Raw genomic sequence first — 17747 nt, 5'->3', positions numbered from 1 at the left:
GGCGTATCTTCCGCAGGTCCCGGTGCAGCCCGAATCGAATGACGTCAATCGCCGCAGCCGTCCTCACCCTGGAGCGGCAACGCTGAAAGAGCTCATTGACTGAATTCCCCAAGTCTGCTTATCCGGGACGTTTTCTCTGCCCGTACAGCGATCCGTACGACCCTTGACGGTGCGGGAGCGCGGGGCGCGCCTACGGCAGCGGGGTTTGCATGTGCCGTAGCGGCATGTGGTCCAGTAGGCGGCGAGCACGACATTGAGAGGTTCCCGCGCATGCCCCTTCCTGCGATTCCCCGCCGGGTCAAGATCGGCGATGCCGCCGCGTTCGCCGGGACCACACCCCGCGCCATCCGCCACTACCACGCCATCGGGCTCCTCGCCGAACCGGAACGCGGCAGCGACGACCGCCGCCGCTACGTATACGACGACATGATCCGCTTGCTGTGGATCCGCAAGATGGCTGATGCGGGTATCTCCCTGGACGACATCCGGGCCGGCTTTGAGGGCGCCACCGGCATCGAGCAGTCCCTGGCCCGGCTGGAGGAGTCCCTCGTCTCCAAGGCGGCCGCCATCGAAGCCCAGCGGGCCGCCGTGCACCGCCTCCGCGAGGTGGGCAGCCCCCTGGGCCTGCTCTCACCGCTGGTCAGTGGCCGCCTGCATGATCTGCCGCCCGGGTCCCTGCGCCCGGCCGATCTCGATACCCTTCTGGTCACGGAGCGTATCTTCGGCTCCCTGGGCGCCGCCGTCCAGGCCAACCGGTTCATCGTCCTGGCCACCCACCCCGAGCTGCGGGCCGAAGAAGGCCGCCTGGCCGAGGCCGAGGCGGCCTTGGACGACACCATGTCCCCCGACGACCCCCGCATCGAAGACCTGGCTGCCCAGCGGTGCGCTCATGAGACCGCCTTGGGAGCCACCATCGACAGATCCGGCCTGGACGAGGCCCTCGACGGCCTCCTGGACCAGGAGGACGAGCACGCCGGCGAGGAGGAAGGCGAGGCGAGGACGAGCCCGATGGAGGCCATCGGCAAGATGCCGTACGACTTCTCCCCGGCCCGCCTCCGGTACGAGGAACGTGTCATCGAACTGCTTCACGCCGCCGATCAAGGCGGCGACACCCCACGGACCTGCTGACTGGAATCGGCGCTCGGGGCGAGCCCGACAAGAGCAGCCCGGAATAGTGCAACACGAACGTAACCACGGTGCCTCCGGCGGCCGTTGGGCACTGTATGAAGAGCGGCCATCGCCACGTGCATCGTTGCCGGCGGAGTTGCGCCTGATGCCTGTCTGATCAGGTCAGTGATTGAGTGCTTCTGATCGACTGTGGCTCACTGCCCAGACTGCTTTGATAGGTCAGGACTCGCAACGCGTCGGCAGAGGTCGAGTCGTTCGGGGTGTAGATCTCGAGCCGGTGGTCGGGGCTGTCGGGTTGGAGCCACACCTGGTAGTCCACGTTCACGGCACCGACGGTGGGGTGCTGCAGGTCCATGGCCCCGACGGTGCAGTCGGAGACATCACCGGTCGCCCACATCGTGGCGAAGTCATCGCTGCGCATGGCGAGTTCGCCGATCAGTCCCGCCAGGCGGGCGTCGGTGGGGTACCGGCCCGCGGTGAGTCGCAGGTAGGCGACGTGGACGCGAGCGAGTTCGTGCCAGTTGCGGTACATGTCGCGGGTGAGGGCATCGAGGAAGAACATCCGTGGGATCGACGGACGCCGCGCCGGGTCTTGCGGCGCGTCGAAGGCGATGTGCTCGGCAACGAGTGCGTGTCCGGTGCAGTTCCAGGCGAGCACGTCTCCGCGCCTGCCGAGAACAATCGCGGGTGTGGCCTCACCGAGTGACTCCAGGAGTGTGAGGACTCGCAGGTGAGGCTCCTCGGGATGCGGTTCGAAGAGGCCGGGTTTCGCGGATTGTCGAGCGAGATTGTGCAGGTGGACGGTTTCTACCTGGTCGAGCCGGAGCACACGAGCGAGCGCGTCGAGAACCTGCTCGGAAGCGGTCTCAGCCTGGCCTTGCTCCAAGCGCGTGTAGTACCCCGCACTCACTCCAGCGAGCTGGGCGAGCTCTTCCCGCCGGAGGCCGGGGACTCGGCGAGAGGTGCCGTAGGTGCGCAGGCCGATCTCAGCCGGAGTGACCCGATCACGGCGACTCTTCAGGAACGTTCCGAGGGTCTCCATGAGTCGAGCCTAAGTTGCCGGTCACGCCTGTGGGTGTACCTGTCGGGTATACCCACGGCAGGGGGATGGTTGTCGACCGCGTTGCGTCGAACCGTCGACGGCATGACTGAAGAGCGTGTGCACAACTCACCCGGTCTGCGGGCGTGGCTCGGACTGGTGGTGATCCTCGGACCGGTCCTCCTCGTCTCCATGGACGGATCGATCCTGTTCCTGGCGATGCCGCGGGTCAGCCAAGCCCTCTCACCGACCGCCGACCAGGCGTTGTGGATCTTGGACATCTACGGCTTCGCCGTCGGCTCCCTGCTGGTCGCCTTTGGCAGTATCGGCGACCGCTACGGACGGCTGAAGCTGCTGATGATCGGCGCGACGGTGTTCGGGATCGGGTCCGTCGGGGCAGCATTCGCGCCGAGCCCTGAGCTTCTCATCGCCTTCCGAGCACTCATGGGGGTGGCCGGCGCGACCCTCCTGCCCTCGGCGCTGGCTGTGCTGAGCGAGCTGCTCCCCGACTCCCGGCGCCGCGCCCAGGCCATCGGTATCTTCGCAGCCGCGTTCGCAGCCGGGTTCGCCGTCGGCCCGATCGTCGGCGGCACCCTGCTGGAGCGGTTCTGGTGGGGCTCAGTGTTCCTGGTCAATCTCCCCGTCATCGTCATGTTTCTGCTGTTCGCGCCAGTCCTTCTCCGCGAGGTCCGCGCGACTCGACCAGGTCGCATCGACACGCTCAGTGTCGCGATCTCCGCCGGAGGCCTCCTGCTCACGATGTACGGCCTCAAGCACATGGCCGCAGACGGAGTGTCAGTCCTGCCAGCCCTGACAACCCTCCTCGGCGTCGTGCTGCTGACGTTTTTCGCTCTCCGCCAGCGACACCTCGAGCACCCGTTGATCGACTTCTCCCTGTTCCGCGACCGCGTCTTCACCATCGCGATCATCACCGGCCTGCTGCCGCTGGCAGCGTGGTCGGCGGCGGCGTACCTGGCAGGCATCTACCTCCAGTCCGTCCTGAGCCTGAGCGTCCTGCACGCGGCACTCCTGGCGCTCCCCGGTGCGGTCGTCCTCACGGTCTCCTGCATCGTCACGCCGGCTGTCGTCGATCGCATCGGCAAGAGGACCGCGCTCATCATCTGCCACTTCTCCATCGCAGCCGGTCTGGGGCTCTTGCTCCTCACCACGACTACAGGCGGGATCGGTTGGTACATCGCTTCGACGGCGATCGCCGGCGTGGGGTACGGCATCTCCTTCAGCCTCGTCGCCGACACCGCAGTCGGGGCAGTGCCTACGGAACGAGCAGGGTCGGCCGGCGCGATCGCCGAGACCAGCAACGAGATCGGCAATGCCCTCGGTATCGCGATCCTCGGCTCGCTCGCCGCGCTTATCTTCCGGCTCCAGGGGCCGGCTCTCGCCCCCACCCTCGACGAGACCCTCCAGCTGCCCGACCTCGCACCCGCAGCACTCCAGGAGGCGAAGGCGGCCTTCGTCACCGGCCTGCACGCTGCTGCCGCGGTGGCCGGCCTGTTGCACGCCGCACTCGGGACCGTCGCGCTGCGCTGGCTCCCCAAGTCGGTGCCCGGCGAGCCTGGCCCCGACATGCCCGGCGAGCCCACGACGGACCGAGTGGAAAGCAAGGCCTGATGACTCACGCCAACACATCCCTGTCGGCCGAAGACCGACGACGATTGCTGGAGCGTGGCCAGAGCCGCCCGATCGCTCAAGTTGCCGCCGAGATGGATGCGCGCGGTGCAGACCAGCAGCAAGGGCGTCTATCGCAAGCGCGGCGGAAGCAACGCGGTCGGCTATGCGGCCGCAGCGGCGGTTGACCCCTTTGACCGAGCTGCTTCTTTCCTCACTTGTCTCATCGATTCCCTCTCCCGTCCCGAAGCTCTGCTCCTGCCCCATGAACGGGTGGAGGAAGACGCAGAGAACGGGGCAAGGGAGCTGGCCCGTCTCCTCCTCCAGGGCCACTTCGACCTGAGCGCCCGCCGGGAGGAAGCCGAACTGGCCGCCCTCGACACCGGCGGGCGGGCCCAACTCGCCGCGGGCCGGACCCGGCTGGAGAAGAAGCACCGGCGCCAACTGGCGACCGTGGTCGGGCCGGTGACCGTCACCCGGTGCGCGCTGCGCGGACCGGGCCTGCCCAACTGCTATCCGGCCGAGCAGGTGCTGGGGGTGCCGCGCGAGCACCACAGCCTGGGACTTCGGCGTCTGGTCGTGCGAAGCGGTCCGCGGCTCCTACGTCCACGCCCTGGAAGCGATCGAACGCCGCTGCGGGAATCCGGCGGTCGGCAAACGCCAGGCCGAACAGCTCGTGCGGGCAGCCGCGGTGGACATCGCCGCCTTCTATGCCGCCCGCACCCCTGCCCCGGCAGCGAGCACGACGCTGCTGGTGCTCAGCGTCGACGGCAAGGGATCGCGTTACCGTCAACGGAATTGGCCCGCTGCGGTTGGGCATGAGTCGCAGTGAGGCCGAGCACGCGATCGGAGCGCGCATCCCCGAAGGTCCGGGCGGCCCAGACTGCAAGGACCTGTCCATCGAAGGCGGTCCGGACGGACTACTGCTGCGTTTTAGCAACGACGACCGACTCGTCGCGGTCTATGTCCTCTCACCCGCGTCAATCTCGACCGCATCGGGAATCCATCGGGGCAGCACACAAGCCGAGGTACTGGCGACATACGCCGGTGAAGTCGAGGAGCCATCCACGGACGAACTCGTCTTCACCCCGAGCGGAGCACAGTTCCAAGGAAAGGTCATCACCTTCGCCATGGACGACAACGGTGACGTAGACCGCTTCATAGCCGGGGAAGAGGAGTTCGCTGTTCCCCTGCCCTGTGGCGGCGATTGAGACCGCTGTGTCAGCGCCTCCCCGAGTGTCCTGGCCCCGGGCCGCCCGCGTGCGTTTGACCAGAGAGAGTCACAGAAGCGTTGTCAGCCTCAGGCGGCGGCCCTCCAGGGCGCATACAGATCGCCGTTCGGGCTCGACATGCTGTCTCGCGCAATCGGCTGTCGCGTTTCCCTCGGTGTGTGAGGTCTCTTGACCACTGTCTGTGGTCGCGCTGGCGTTGGCGGACATGGGAGCGAGAGGCCGTCACCAGGGCGTAGCCGCTCCTGGAAGTTGGCCGTCACCAGGGCGTAGCCGCTCCTGGAAGTTGGCCGTCCCCAGGGCGTAGCCGCTCCTGGAAGTTGGCCGTCCCCAGGGCGGGACAGAACGCCGGGTGTGGCATCGGAGAAAGTCGCCGATTCTACAACCCTTTTTCACAGCTTCCAGTTATGGAACGTGCTGCTCAGTAATTATGAAGCTGTCGTTGTGCTGAGATGCAATTGGCAAGGCTGAAGAGCATCGTGGATAGAAAGACAGGTCTCTTCTGGAGGGCTCGATCATGCGACGTCAACTTACCGTTGCGGCCATAGTTGTCCCCCTCGCCCTTGCTGGCAGCGCGGCCGTCTCCGCATCATCAGGCAGTCTGCTGGCGACCACGGACACGCTCGCCATGGCACGGATCGAAGGCTCGTCGGCTATCCCCCACCAGCCACGACAGCAGGCAACGACGCTCGACGAACTCCTCGACCGCAGCGCCCTGCAGCGGGAGAGGGTCGCTACTGCCACTGGGCAGATCGACCGATGCGAGAGCCTTGCTGGAGCCCGCCAGAACCTCCTGGATGTAGCGGCCGACCGGGAGGACCTCGTAGACGAACTCAATCAAACAGATCTATCCGACCTGCCGAACAATGAAACTTTGAGGGTTGACCTGGAAGACGCATGGGACGCGTCAGCAAATTCCGACCGCAATTACGCGGACTGGGCACGAGAAGCACAGGACGAGGGGTGTCCGCGTGGCGGGCCAGCACCGCGTACCGAAGCTCACCGAGCCGCACAGTCCACTGACGAGTTGGCCACCGAGAGCAAGGAAGCATTTGTAGAGTTGTGGAACCCAATTGCTTCCAGCTACGGCCTTGCGGAACGTAGCGATCGGGAAATTTGAGGACGTCTACACGGCCGTCCATCCCGGACCACCTACGGGCGAAGCCCAACCTCCAACCTGCCAACCCTTTCGGGCCGGTCTATGGCGCCGTACGTCCACGCGGACGCGCAGTTCCTGGCGCTGGCTGTCCGCGAGGACTGACAATTCGGTCAGCGACGGGCCGCTCCCCGAGCCGGACGGGGCAGCCGCGTATGCCGCCGACCTGGCGGGTGCCCAGTTCCTCCAGCCGGTAGCCGTTCGGGCAGCCCTTGATCTCCAAGTCTGCCGCGCGTAGTGCGGGGCGCGCCGGGGCGGCATCAGACGGACGGCGCGTACACGCAGCCGTACCGCGCGGCGGACAGGAGTGCCCCGACCACGGAGTAGCTGACGCGGGCCAAGGATCAGTCCGCCCGGAGGGGCCTCCAGGCACTTGCACATCACGCCATGGCCCACGCGGCTGCTTTCCTCCCCTGAGATCACCCCATACAGGTCTTGGGCAGACGTGCCGACGCCATCACAACTAGCGAATCTCCACAGGTCACAGGGGATGCAGAACGACCAGCCCTTGGTTGCTACTTCGGCCCAGTGTGCTACTTCGGCCCAGGACTCGAACCTGCGGCCAAAGCGACGGTCTAACGATTCAGCCGGGCGACCGCCTGGATCACCAGCCGCCCGCCCCCGACCAGTGGCTTTCCCTGTCCCTATGTCCTGAGCGAGCACACTGCCGGGGGCACTCACCGGGCAGCCAGCGTGAATGAGCCGCTGACCAGGGCGAATGCCGATATGAGAGGGCGCGAGCCAGTCTCACTGGCTCCCGCCCTCTCTCGTTGTCTCTCGTTGTCTCTCGTTGTCTCTCACTGATCGCCACACACCTCCGACACATCCTCGGCTGTGTCCGTAGAAGCGAGGTTGGCGCGATCAAGGCAACCGACAGCAGGAGCGGGTGGCCTACGCAAGTCCGGAGGGACGTGTCCGTTTCGGTGAACTGCCAGTACTCCAGCCGCAGATCGTGATCTCGATGGTGAGGGGCGCCGAGGAGACAGATGGCCAGCGTCGATCGTCTGGACGAGATCGGCCACGCCATCGGGGGCGTCCGTTCCTTCTCGGCCTACGCGAGTCCGCCGAGACGGAGGGCGTCCCTCATCTCGCTGAGCTTCGCGGTCGTCGCCGGGGTCCACTCCTTCTCCTGTTCACCGAGTCGGAGGGCATCCTCGATCTCGCTGAGCTTCGCGGAGGACAGGGCGCCCGCCCGCTCGATCAGGTCGTCTCGGGACACGGTGGTCAGCCACGTGCAAGGGGTGAAGCCTGGACGCGGGAACGCGAACCGCAGCACGCCTTCAAAGGGCAGTCCTTCCATGGCGCCTACTACCACTTCGACGCCCAGACCGCTGATGTCGACGCCCGCCGGAGCGACGACCTGCATCGCCCGGATCCCGGACGCGTCGTCTCCCGACAGCAGTACGACCAGCCGCCGCTCGTCGAACTCGACCCACCAGACTTCGCCACGTTGCACATGTCCTCCTGACACGGGACGGCAGGCGGACGCTGCGCGACCCTGACGCGCTGTGGAGACGGTGCGGCCACCGTTGATCATCGGTGTGTGAAGACTGAAGATCATGCGGTGGCCGCAGGTCACAGCGTAGACCCTGCCCGCTGGCAGGAGGCGTTCGAGGGCCTGATGAGCCGGATAGCGGGGCGGTTTGCGCGGGTCGAACCCGGCGTCGAGCGAGGCAGTTGGTGCTCGGGCTGCTGTCGGACCTGCCGCGCAAGAACTGCTGGGTGCGCCACGAGGCGCCATGTGACCGAGTGGAGGTGGAAGACCTCTACCGCCGGGCCGTCGCAGCGGCCGGGTAGAAGCTGAGGGCAGTCCGAGCCGGGGAACGCCGGTGAGGACGGAAAGCAGCCCTGACAACGCCGGGACGGCGCGGTACTGCCAGACGTGTCGGGTTCGGCAAGCAAGGCCAGAAGGCGTACGAAGAGGAATCCGCGTAAAGCCCCGTAAGTCTTGCACCGGGCTCAAATCTGGCGGATATGGGCCCGGGGTGCAGTGCGTGACCGCTCGTTTCAAGGGGATGGTCAACTCCGAAGCCGGTCTCCAACTGCCGGTGGGGAGGTCACGCTGAAGGTCTGCGGCGTAGGCGTGGTGATGCTGCCGGGGTAGTAGCGGGACGCCGACCTGGCCGATCGGCACATGGTGAACGTGGGAACCGCCTGCGGTCGCCCCGCTTTCCGGGCATCCGGTCCGGAGATCGAGGGCAGGCCCGTTGCCGGCCGAGGTCCGCAGGTGGGGCGGAGGCCCCGTAGTAGTCCGAGCGGAGGAAAGCTCCGTGCATGGCGAAGGGGGCCGGCAAGTCGGCAGGGAGGATGCTGCAATGCCGGGAGGCCGCTGGTGAATACCGACGCGCTGGAGTTCGCGCTGCTCAAGGCCGAGCGCCGGGTACTGGAGATGCAGACCAAGCTGCACTGTTGGGCGACCGACGATCGTGATCGCCGGTTCGATGACCTGTTCAATCTCGTTGCCGATCCCGCGTTCTTGCTGGTCGCGTGGGTTCGGGCGGTTCCTGGACGCCGGCATCAGGCCGCATGGGTCGCGGGCGACGAGGTCTACGGCGGCAACCCCAAAGCTGCGAGACGCGCTGGAGAAACGCGGCACCGGCTACATCCTCGCGGTTGCCTGCTCGCACGAAGTCACCACCGGCGCGGGGAAGTTCCGTGCGAACACGCTGGCCAAGAAGGTGCCCAAACGGGCCTGGCAGAAGCTCTCCGCCGGGGCCGGAGCCAAGGGCCACCGCTCCTACGACTGGGCCGTCATCGACCTCGCCGACCAAAGGCCCGGCAGTCGCCAACTGCTGATCCGCCGCAACCGCAGCACCGGCGAACTCGCCTACTACCGCTGCTACTCGCCCACACCGGTGCCGCTGACCACGCTGGTGCGAGTCGCTGGATCAAGATGGCGAGTAGAGGAGTTCTTCCAATCCGGAAAGGGCCTGGCCGCCCTGGCCGAGCATCAGGTCCGCCGCTACGCGTCCTGGTCCCGCTGGGTCACCCTGGGCATGCTCGCGCACGCCTTCCTCGCCATCGTCCGAGCAGACGAGCACGCCCGCCGTCCTGCACGAGACGCCCTCATACCGCTCACCTGCAACGAGATCCAACGCCTTTTCATCGCCCTGGTCGTCCAACCCGTCCACGACGTTGCCCACCGGCTGGGCTGGTCCGCCTGGCGACGCCGCCACCAAGCCCGATCCCAGGCCAGCCACTACCAGCGACAAGCCGCCCAGGCATGAAGATCACGATCTACGGCTGGAGTACTAGGCGAGGTGATGGGTCATCTCGATCCAGGGCCTGCAAATTTCAGCTCAATCGCAGCTTCGATCCCGGCTTCCGCTACAAAGGCCAGCCCACCCTTAGCCGATATCCCCAGCCTCACGGTTATTTCACTTACCGCCCACCCACTTTGACGGGGCTCCTGTGTCCTCACCAGCGAGGCCACATGCTGCTCGATCCGCGCATAGGCCGCTTGGAGGTCTACAAGATCCACGTACTCTACTTTTGTGTTGCGCCTGGGCCACAATCGAGCCTGTTCCTCGTACCTGGACCCTCCGGCCCCAGCAGCATCGCCGTTATCCCACACCAGGATGGGAATGGCCTCTTGTTCTCCCGGCGAGTGTGCCCACCGACGTGGGAGAGGATCGGACAGCAGCGGTTCGGAGAGCGAGTACGCCCACTCAGTCAGTCCCATGGCGGCCAAAACTACGGCCGGACGGTGGGCGTCGGGAGAGCGCGCACGGTTCGCCCCTTGCCGTGCACCGTGGCGAGCAGGCCGTTTCCCTCCATCTGGGCAAGGACACGACGCACAGCGGTACGGGAGGCGCCGAACCGCTCGCAGAGTTTCGCCTCAGACGGGTACGTGTCTCCCACTGAGAGCGAGTCCTGTGCGATCACGTCGGTCATCCGTTCCGCGAGAGACCGGCGGTCGCCACCCCGAGCAACGCGCCATCCGATCCCGGGAGCAGACTCAACAACCCGTCGGCTTCGAGAGCCTTGAGGGCGCGACGGATGGTGTTGCGGGAGACCCTGTGCGAGCGCATCAGGTCGGCCTCTGAAGGCAGGGTATCCGTGCCCTCACTCTCTTCGATCTCGTTTTCGCAGCGCCTCCGCAATGATCAGATAGGTTCCGCGCGGACTGGCCTCCGGCACTTCAGCCACTCTCGCGTCTCCATCACTCGATGCCAAGGGTCCCACGACTGGACGGCGCGTGACCGACCTCATCTCCACACGCCTTCCTACACCAAGATGCGCCATTCGAGACCCTGTGCTGAGCTGGAAGCAAGTCCGTGAGACCACGTGGCATTGCGTTCCTTCAGCGGTCCATCCGAGCAGCCGTCTAATACAGGCAGTGGCGGAAGTGACGCCACGAGTCCTCCTGAAGGGCCTTCGAGCAACTCATTTCCATTCATAAGACGGCATGCGATCGCAAGTACGCCTGAAAGCCCGCCCATACCAGCACAAGGGGCGAAGAAAATGGAAACGGCTCTATGTTTCCCATTCATGAGGGCACCTCAGACACCATGGTTCACGCAGGTTCTCTTGTACTGGGATAAGGCAGCCACAAGTGTGCCCGCGAGCCTCCGTGAACGCGACGAAATATTTGACCCCTACATGTCCGACCTATCTCAGCACGCACTGTCCGAGCAGGTCAGCGCCACGCGCTTCCCTGGTCCGCTAGCTTCGCCAGGAGCTCCACGTCAACAAGTGATCGCCTTTGCCTCCTTGTGAACTACCCAAATGGCGGTCGCTGAGGACTGCTGCGCTGGTCAACGGTGGCCAGCAGGCCGGACGACGGTGGCTGTTGACCGGCGGCCAATGTGGTTGCCGGGTCGGGGAACGGTGAAGTCATGGTGCGAAGGCGTGAGCATCGCCGGGGCGCGACGGCAGTCGTCGGAGGCTTGGTGGGGGCGGCGCGGTCCATCACCAAGGAGCCCAGGGCGGCCAGGAAAGCAGTCGACTTCTACCGTGGCCTTGCCGAGACCGAGCCCGACCGCTACCGCCCCGCCCTCGCGGAGTCTCTGGGCACCCTCGGCGACCTGCTGGTGGAGCGGAACCTGCCGGCCAAGGCGCTGCCCCCCGCTCAGGAAGCCGTACACCTCTACCGTGGCCTCGTCGAGGCCGACCCCGGCGGCTACCGTCCTGCCCTTGCCGATGCCCTTGACACGCTCACCCACGTCCTCGGGATGCTGGACCGGCCGGCCGAGGCGCTGCCGCCCGCTCAGGAAGCCGTCGCCATCCACCGTGACCTGGCCGAGGGCAAGCTCGACACTCATCGCTTCGGCCTTTCCACCTCCCTGGGCATCCTCGGCGGCCTGCTGGCGAAGCTGGAGCGCCCAACCGAAGCACAGGCTGCACGGGACGAAGCCACAGCCCTGGAAGGGGAGCCCGGGGACGTCGTCGCCTACTACCGTGGCCAGGCCGAGGCCGACCCACGTGACCGCCCCGCGCTCGCCGCCTCCCTGCAGCTCCTCTGCTCCCGGCTGACGCAGCAGGACCGGCCGGCCGAGGCGCTGGGGCCCGCTCAGGAAGCCGTCGCCATCCGGCGTAACCTGGCCGAGGCCGACCCCCGCTACCGCCGCACTCTCGCCCAGTCCCTGAACACTCTCGGCCGCGTGCTGGCGAAGCTCGACCGGCCTGCCGAGGCGCTGGGGCCCGCTCAGGAAGTCGTCGCCATCTGCCGTGGCCTGGCCGAGGACAACGCTGCCTCCCACCGAGTCAACCTTGCCAAGTCCCTGTACACCCTCGGCGACCTGCTGGCGAAGCTGGACCGGCCGGCCGAGGCGCTGGGGCCCGCTCAGGAAGCCGTCCCCCTCTGGCGGGGCCTCGCGGAGGCCGATCCCGACGCGAATCCCCTTTACAGCGTCGGCCTCGCTGTCTCCCTGCACACCCTCAGCCACCTGCTGGCGAAGCTGGACCGGCCGGCAGAGGCTCTGCCGGCCGCTCAGGAGGCCGTCGACCTCTACCGTGAACTAGCCGGACCGGTCTACAGCGGCGTCTTCGCCACCTCTCTGGACACCCTCGGCGACCTGCTGGCGAAGCTAGACCGCCCGTCCGACGCACAAGCCGCACGGGACGAGGCAGCCGCCGTTAGAGGGGGGCAGCCTGAGACCTGATGGTTGGGGGTGCGACGAACCCTCGGTTCCCTCAACATGCCTTTGCAGCTATTGACGCGCACTTCGATGCAAGCATGCACGGCTGGCGCGCCTACGCCACCCCCGCCACATACACCATCGACTGGACCGAGGTATCCCGACCAGTTGGACTTCGATTGTCCGGTAAGCCCGGAGAGGCACGCCGCGAATACGAACGCAGCCGCTCGTTCCGACGGATGCGCAACTGGAGAGTTGGTATCGAGGCCCGCATCAGTCACCTCAAACGCACCTTCGGACTCCGCCGCACCCGCCTGCGCCGCCTGACGGGTGCGCAGACCTGGAGCGCACTCGGGATCTTCGTCTACAACCTGCAGCAGATGGCCGTCGTCAGCCGATGACACGGCCCCCTCCCACAGGAGACGCCACCACGATCCGACCCTGATACCACCTCTGGGCTGGGCAAACCCTTTTTCAGGAGCAAGTAGCTACCAAGATTGCTTCGGGACGAAGAGGTCGCCCGGCCGCGTATGAGCCGTCAAAGGAGACCCACTGCGGCCAGCTGCGTAATGATCTTGAGGCGCCTCCCCGCACGTCACGGGCCCATTTGCCACAGTCCTGGAAGCCCTGACGCAGTACGGAGTTGACCAAGCCGCATCGGTGTCGGGGCGCCGCATGGTGTTCTGTCCTCATGGATAGTGCCGTACCGGTTCTCATCGCAGTGCTGGGCACGCTGCTCGGTTCAGCAGCGACTTACCTCTTCCAACGCAAGTCATCCGAGCAAGCAGAGAATCTTGCTCATCAGCGGCAACTCCGATCGGAGCGCATGGCGATCTACAGCGAGTTCGCCGAAGCGGTGACGCAGCTGCGGCGATGCCAGTACAACCGCTGGCACAGCGATCAAGAGAACCCCGGCAACGACGCCACAGAAGCCGCCGTGGAGGCTCGTCGACTCAGGGGTGTCGCCCAGCATGCGGTATTCCGAGTCCAGCTCATAGCCAGCAACCCTGCACTGATCGAATCGGCCCGCAGCGCATTTGTCGCGGCTGCCGACATGCACCACGCCTCCAGCTCCCAACAACTACGTGCCAACGGCAACGACGCGGGAGACTCCTTGGAGCACTTCATCACTCTGGCCTCTGGAGACGTGCAGTGAAGCCGCCTCGCCTCGATTGCTCCGAAACACGGCAGAGCCCCGGATCTCTCCGGGGCTCGCGTCCATCGGTCCTGCGGACGTGTCACTCCTCGGTCTCGTCCTCCTCCGCCAAGCCCTTCAGGATTCGGTCGTTCATCTCCTGCTCCTGGACGTCGACGCACTTCGCGTAGATCTTCAGCAGCACGTCCACCGAGTGGCCTGCGCGAGCCGACCGGTGGACGGCGCACCACTGGGTTGACTTGGCCGTTGAGACTCCGCCGACCTCCGGTTCTCAGCTGTCGATCAATCGTGGGAAGCCAGAAACGATCACCCTCAATGCGATCCGTCGAGCAACAGCGCGGATGACGGCACAAGCGAGGATGACCACCGGCGCAAGCCAGACTGTTCGCCCCTCGAATCACTGACCGAGTGCCCATGCACGGCCCGCCCCCGCCTGACGCAAACGGGGTGCGTGGCCGCCAAGGGCCACCCGCCGACTGCCGCTAATCCGCGGATCGCCGCCCGAACAGGCCTTGTCTGCCTCTATGTTCACAGCGCACGTCGTCCCACGCCCACCCGACCTTGGAGGCCCTGCCCATGCGCACCTCGCTCCGCACCTCGATCGCCGGCGCGGTCGCCGCCGTCACCATCCTCGCCGGGGGAACCGCCCATGCGACCCCGCCCGGACCCGGAGTCACGGCCACACTGATCGCACAGAAGACGGTCGGCGACACCGACTACGTCCTCAGGGAGATCACCGTGCCGCCCGGCCAGTCCACCGGCTGGCACTACCACGACGGCCCGCTCTATGCCTACGTGAAGCAGGGCACGCTCAGCCACTTCGACTCCACGTGCGCTTCGGACGGCGTGTATCCGCAGGGCAGCGCCGTGCAGGAGCCGGCCGGGCCCGGCAACGTCCACATCGGCCGCAACCTAGGCGACGCGCCGCTCGTGCTCACCGTGCTCTACGTGCTGCCGCACGGCGCGCCGTTCTCCGAGGACGCCCCGAACCCCGGCTGCCCGTTCGAGTGACCACTGCGGCGGCAGCACCTGTTCCACTGCTCTGAATCGCCGGGCGCAGAGGGCCCAGCGCCAGCGTGCGCTCCCGCCACTGCGCCCCTTCCGCCCCCCACTCCACTACCGAATCATGGCAGTTGTGGTGCGCACGGGCCGCGACCATCCAGGATGTGACCGACGGGGATTCCGACGAACGCGGAGGTGGTCAGAGCAGTCGAGAAGACACCGAGCCTGAAGAACCCACCGGGCCACGTGGAACCAGCCGGGCACGGCTGAACCGAGCAACGGGAGATGTCCGATGACTGAGAACCCTTCCGATTTCTTCGCCTCTGTCAGCGCGCCCTTGCTCACCGAGCCCGGGGTCGCGACCGGCACGATGATGGGTTTCCCGTGTCTGCGCGTGGCGGGTGCGTTCTTCGCCTCCTGCGACCCTCGTACCGGCGACCTCGTCGTCAAACTCCCCCGCGAGCGTGTCGCGGAACTTATCTCCGCGGGCCGTGGCAAACCCTTCGCCCCCGCCGGGCGGACGTTCCGCGAATGGGTTCTGGTGGACGACCGCGACGAGGCCCATTGGACCGAGCTGATCGACGAGGCCCTGCGTTTCGTCTCCGGACGGCCGGCCACGGCGTGAGGCCGTCCGGCGCCGTTCAGCGCGTGGACCGGCCGCCGCGGCGCAGAAAGTCGCGTTCCCCGGCCGTCGGTGCCAGGGCGGCTGCCCGCTCGTAGGCGGCCGCGGCCTCCTTGTCCCTGCCCAGCCGGTGCAGCAGATCGGCCCGGGTGGCGTGGTAGGCGTAGTAGCCGTCCAGGTCCAGTTCGTCGATCAGCGCCAGGGCGGCGGCCGGACCCCGCACCTCCCCCACGGCGACGGCCCGGTTGAGGGCCACGACGGGCGTGGGTGCGAAGGCGAGCAACTGGTCGTACAGCGCCAGGATCTGTGGCCAGTCGGTCTGCTCGGGCGTGGCCGCGTCCGCGTGTACGGCGTTGATGGCGGCCTGGATCTGATAGGTGCCGGGCCGATCGCGGCGCAGGCATCGGCGGACGATTGCCTGTCCCTCCCCGATGAGGGCCCGGTCCCAGCAGTTGCGGTCCTGCTCGGCGAGCAGCACCAGGGAGCCGTCGGGCCGCGTCCGCGCGGTGCGCCGGGATTCGGTGAGGAGCAGCAGGGCCAGCAGGCCAGCCGCCTCCGGCTCGTCCGGCATGAGAGCGGCCAGGATGCGGGCCAGCCGGATCGCCTCCGCGCACAGGCCCCGTTCGGCCGTGTCGGCCGTGCCGGCGTTGTAGATCAGGTAGAGGACGGCCAGCACCGGGCGCAGCCGGTCGGGCAGCTGGTGTTCCTCCGGCACACGGTAGGGAATGCGGGCGGCCTTGATCTTGCGTTTGGCCCGCACCAGGCGCTGCGCCATCGTGGGCTCCGCCACCAGGAAGGCGTGGGCGATCTCGGCGGTCGACAGACCGCCGAGCAGTTTCAGGGTGAGCGCGACCTGGGCTTCGGTGGACAGGGCCGGATGGCAGCAGGTGAAGATCAGGCGCAGTCGGTCGTCCGGCACGGGTTCCCTCTCCTCCGGCAGGTCGGGATCGTCGTACTCGGGCCAGAGTGCCGCGACCTCGCCGAGGAGCTCTCGTTCGCGTGACGCGCGGCGCAGTCGGTCGATGGCGGCGTTGCGGGCGGTCGTCGTGATCCACCCGCCCGGGTTGGGCGGCCATCCGTCGAGGGGCCACTTGTGCAGAGCGACGGCGAAGGCGTCCTGCACCGCGTCCTCGGCGGCGTCGATGTCGCCGAGGACGCGGATCAGGGTGGCCAGGACCCGGCCGGACTCCTCGCGGAAGATCCGCCCGACGTCCGCCCGGTCGACGACCGGCAAGGTCAGGCCCCGAGCCCGGGGTCGGGCTCGTCCGCGAACGCCGCGAACGGGCGGACCTCGATCGGCGTGTGGATGGCGGCGGTGACCTTCGCCGCCCAGGCCAGCGCGGCGTCGAGGTCGTCGGCCTCGATGATGTAGAAGCCGCCCAGATGCTCCTTCGACTCCGCGAAGGGGCCGTCCGTGGTCAGCACCTCGCCGCCGGAGACCCGCACCACGGTGGCGGTGTCGGCGTCGTGCAGGCGACCGGAGAACACCCAGGCGCCGGACGAGGCCATGTTGCTCTCGATCGCCCTGAGCTGCCGGTGGGACTCCTGCATCTCCTCCTGGGTCATCGGCGCACGCCCCTCACCGGCGCCGCTGTGGACGGACAACAGGTATCGCGTCATGGTGGCACTCCTGGTCATCGGCGGTACTTCCCGCCTCTCACCCTTGCTACGAACGGCGTTCCCGCAAATCGACACGCTGCCCTGAACTCTGCACCGGATCATGCTCCCCCCGAGTCCGACGGCTCGCTCCTCACGGCGTGCGAAGCACTTGAGCGGGCTTGCTGGCGTTCCGTCGCCCCTCCGCAGGTCTGGCTACGCGCGCTCGATGAGCTTGCAGACGGTGACAGGTTGGTCTTCTGCCCGCGCGTCGGCTCGCTGACGAGTGTGGGTGAGGGTTTTGCGCGGCGCGAGGAGGTCGGCGACGGTGGCGTCGATCTCGGCGATCCGCGCGTCGAGCAGGGCGCGGACGGTGGCGCACGGCGGGGTGCCGCCGTCGCGGATGGCGAGGACGTCACGGATGCCGTCCAGGTGCAGGCCCAGGGCGCGGGCCCGCCGGATGAAGATCAGCCGTTCGACATCGCGGCCGGTGTAGAGCCGGTAGCCGGCCGTGGTTCGTTCGGTGGCGGGCAGCAATGCCCTGGCTTCGTACACGCGCACCGCCTTGCGTGTGACCCCGGCGGCTCGGGCGGCCTGCCCGATCGTCAGTCCCGAGCGTGCCATGGCCGCAACCTCCTTCTGCTTCCCATGACTGACCTTGCCCTTGGGGCCGGGTTCTGGCGTCGCGCGTACAGGGGAACGCGACGAGTGAGGTGATCGCCATGCCGTTCCGCGAGGGTGAGGTCTACCGCTGCCCGGATGCGGCCTGCGGGTGCGAGCTGACCTTGACCCAGGCGCCCCGCCGACCTGCAGGAGACAACAGAGCCCGACGTGCTGCTGCGGGAAGACCATGGTCAGGACGACCGAGTAGGTGTTCAACGAGGCAGCGCGCCCCTTACGATGCCGGGTAGCCCGCCCCGGTGGTTTCCCCCGTGCCACCGGGGCGCGGCTGTGTCTGGCCCGGTGGCACGCCGTGGTCGGGAGGCTTTCCTCCGCGCCATGGGGCTGTCCGGCCGCGTCGGGCAGGAGGCCGGTTCCATGATCGTGATGCGGCCGCGGGGCAGGCGCAGCACCAGGCGCTGGAGCGCGAGCCCAGCGCGCTGCCGCCCGACC

13 protein-coding genes and 6 pseudogenes are annotated in these 17747 nt (G+C 67.3%); 11 read left to right on the top strand and 8 right to left on the bottom strand.

Annotated elements, in window-relative coordinates:
• Both ACFYO0_RS45825 and ACFYO0_RS45820 read left to right on the top strand, forming a co-directional pair.
• Positions 1-86, top strand: a pseudogene (locus ACFYO0_RS45825) (IS5/IS1182 family transposase); the annotation flags it as partial.
• 184 nt (positions 87-270) lie between these two features.
• Positions 271-1128, top strand: a complete 858-nt coding sequence (locus ACFYO0_RS45820) for a MerR family transcriptional regulator (RefSeq protein ID WP_388688234.1) — start codon at positions 271-273, stop codon at positions 1126-1128.
• A 157-nt stretch (positions 1129-1285) separates the two neighbouring features.
• Here the strand turns inward: ACFYO0_RS45820 and ACFYO0_RS45815 are convergent, their stop codons facing one another.
• Positions 1286-2170: a helix-turn-helix transcriptional regulator gene (locus ACFYO0_RS45815; RefSeq protein ID WP_388688232.1), complete on the bottom strand. Its 885-nt coding sequence runs from the start codon at positions 2168-2170 to the stop codon at positions 1286-1288.
• A gap of 102 nt (positions 2171-2272) precedes the next feature.
• Here ACFYO0_RS45815 and ACFYO0_RS45810 point away from each other — a divergent pair, with 102 nt between their 5' ends.
• The 3 genes from ACFYO0_RS45810 (at position 2273) to ACFYO0_RS45800 (ending at position 6142) form a co-directional block, all read left to right on the top strand.
• Positions 2273-3796 (top strand): MFS transporter, encoded by a 1524-nt coding sequence (locus tag ACFYO0_RS45810; RefSeq protein ID WP_388688229.1) that lies wholly within the window; start codon positions 2273-2275, stop codon positions 3794-3796.
• 815 nt (positions 3797-4611) lie between these two features.
• Positions 4612-5004, top strand: coding sequence for a hypothetical protein (locus ACFYO0_RS45805; RefSeq protein ID WP_388688226.1), 393 nt, complete (start codon positions 4612-4614; stop codon positions 5002-5004).
• 646 nt (positions 5005-5650) lie between these two features.
• On the top strand, positions 5651-6142 hold the full coding sequence (locus ACFYO0_RS45800) for a hypothetical protein (RefSeq protein WP_388688224.1): 492 nt from the start codon (positions 5651-5653) through the stop codon (positions 6140-6142).
• 79 nt (positions 6143-6221) lie between these two features.
• Here ACFYO0_RS45800 and ACFYO0_RS45795 read toward each other — a convergent pair.
• A pseudogene (locus ACFYO0_RS45795) lies at positions 6222-6481 on the bottom strand (hypothetical protein); the annotation flags it as partial.
• Between the two features lie 748 nt (positions 6482-7229).
• On the bottom strand, positions 7230-7634 hold the full coding sequence (locus ACFYO0_RS45790) for a type II toxin-antitoxin system PemK/MazF family toxin (RefSeq protein WP_388688222.1): 405 nt from the start codon (positions 7632-7634) through the stop codon (positions 7230-7232).
• Between the two features lie 1027 nt (positions 7635-8661).
• On the opposite strand from ACFYO0_RS45790, the pseudogene ACFYO0_RS45785 reads away from it, so the two are divergent.
• Positions 8662-9405: pseudogene (locus ACFYO0_RS45785) on the top strand (transposase); the annotation flags it as partial.
• 371 nt (positions 9406-9776) lie between these two features.
• Here ACFYO0_RS45785 and ACFYO0_RS45780 read toward each other — a convergent pair.
• Together ACFYO0_RS45780 and ACFYO0_RS45775 are read right to left on the bottom strand one after the other, a co-directional pair.
• Positions 9777-9860, bottom strand: a pseudogene (locus tag ACFYO0_RS45780) (phosphohydrolase); the annotation flags it as partial.
• Positions 9861-9871: 11 nt separating this feature from the next.
• Positions 9872-10318, bottom strand: a pseudogene (locus ACFYO0_RS45775) (GntR family transcriptional regulator).
• 698 nt (positions 10319-11016) lie between these two features.
• Between ACFYO0_RS45775 and ACFYO0_RS45770 the strand changes: the two are divergent.
• The 5 genes and pseudogenes from ACFYO0_RS45770 (at position 11017) to ACFYO0_RS45750 (ending at position 15041) form a co-directional block, all read left to right on the top strand.
• Positions 11017-12282 carry a tetratricopeptide repeat protein gene (locus ACFYO0_RS45770; protein ID WP_388688220.1) on the top strand — a complete coding sequence of 422 codons (1266 nt, stop codon included), beginning with the start codon at positions 11017-11019 and terminating at the stop codon, positions 12280-12282.
• 143 nt (positions 12283-12425) lie between these two features.
• Positions 12426-12659, top strand: a pseudogene (locus ACFYO0_RS45765) (transposase); the annotation flags it as partial.
• A gap of 290 nt (positions 12660-12949) precedes the next feature.
• Positions 12950-13414: a hypothetical protein gene (locus ACFYO0_RS45760; RefSeq protein ID WP_388688217.1), complete on the top strand. Its 465-nt coding sequence runs from the start codon at positions 12950-12952 to the stop codon at positions 13412-13414.
• A 576-nt stretch (positions 13415-13990) separates the two neighbouring features.
• The gene (locus ACFYO0_RS45755) at positions 13991-14425 is read left to right on the top strand and encodes a cupin domain-containing protein (protein WP_388688215.1); all 435 of its coding nucleotides are present in this window, start codon (positions 13991-13993) and stop codon (positions 14423-14425) included.
• Between the two features lie 283 nt (positions 14426-14708).
• On the top strand, positions 14709-15041 hold the full coding sequence (locus ACFYO0_RS45750; protein ID WP_388688212.1) for an MmcQ/YjbR family DNA-binding protein: 333 nt from the start codon (positions 14709-14711) through the stop codon (positions 15039-15041).
• A 16-nt stretch (positions 15042-15057) separates the two neighbouring features.
• Here the strand turns inward: ACFYO0_RS45750 and ACFYO0_RS45745 are convergent, their stop codons facing one another.
• The 3 genes from ACFYO0_RS45745 to ACFYO0_RS45735 form a co-directional block, all read right to left on the bottom strand.
• Positions 15058-16272, bottom strand: coding sequence for an RNA polymerase sigma factor (locus ACFYO0_RS45745; RefSeq protein ID WP_388688210.1), 1215 nt, complete (start codon positions 16270-16272; stop codon positions 15058-15060).
• 2 nt (positions 16273-16274) lie between these two features.
• Positions 16275-16658: a YciI family protein gene (locus ACFYO0_RS45740; protein ID WP_388688208.1), complete on the bottom strand. Its 384-nt coding sequence runs from the start codon at positions 16656-16658 to the stop codon at positions 16275-16277.
• A 192-nt stretch (positions 16659-16850) separates the two neighbouring features.
• Positions 16851-17258, bottom strand: coding sequence for a MerR family DNA-binding protein (locus tag ACFYO0_RS45735; RefSeq protein ID WP_388688205.1), 408 nt, complete (start codon positions 17256-17258; stop codon positions 16851-16853).
• Between the last annotated feature and the right edge of the window lie 489 nt (positions 17259-17747).

The sequence above is a fragment of the Streptomyces sp. NPDC006365 genome (assembly GCF_042870755.1).
GTDB lineage: Bacteria > Actinomycetota > Actinomycetes > Streptomycetales > Streptomycetaceae > Streptomyces > Streptomyces xiangluensis.
Note: the sequence above shows the minus strand (reverse complement) of the source record. Positions and strands in the feature narration are given on the sequence as shown.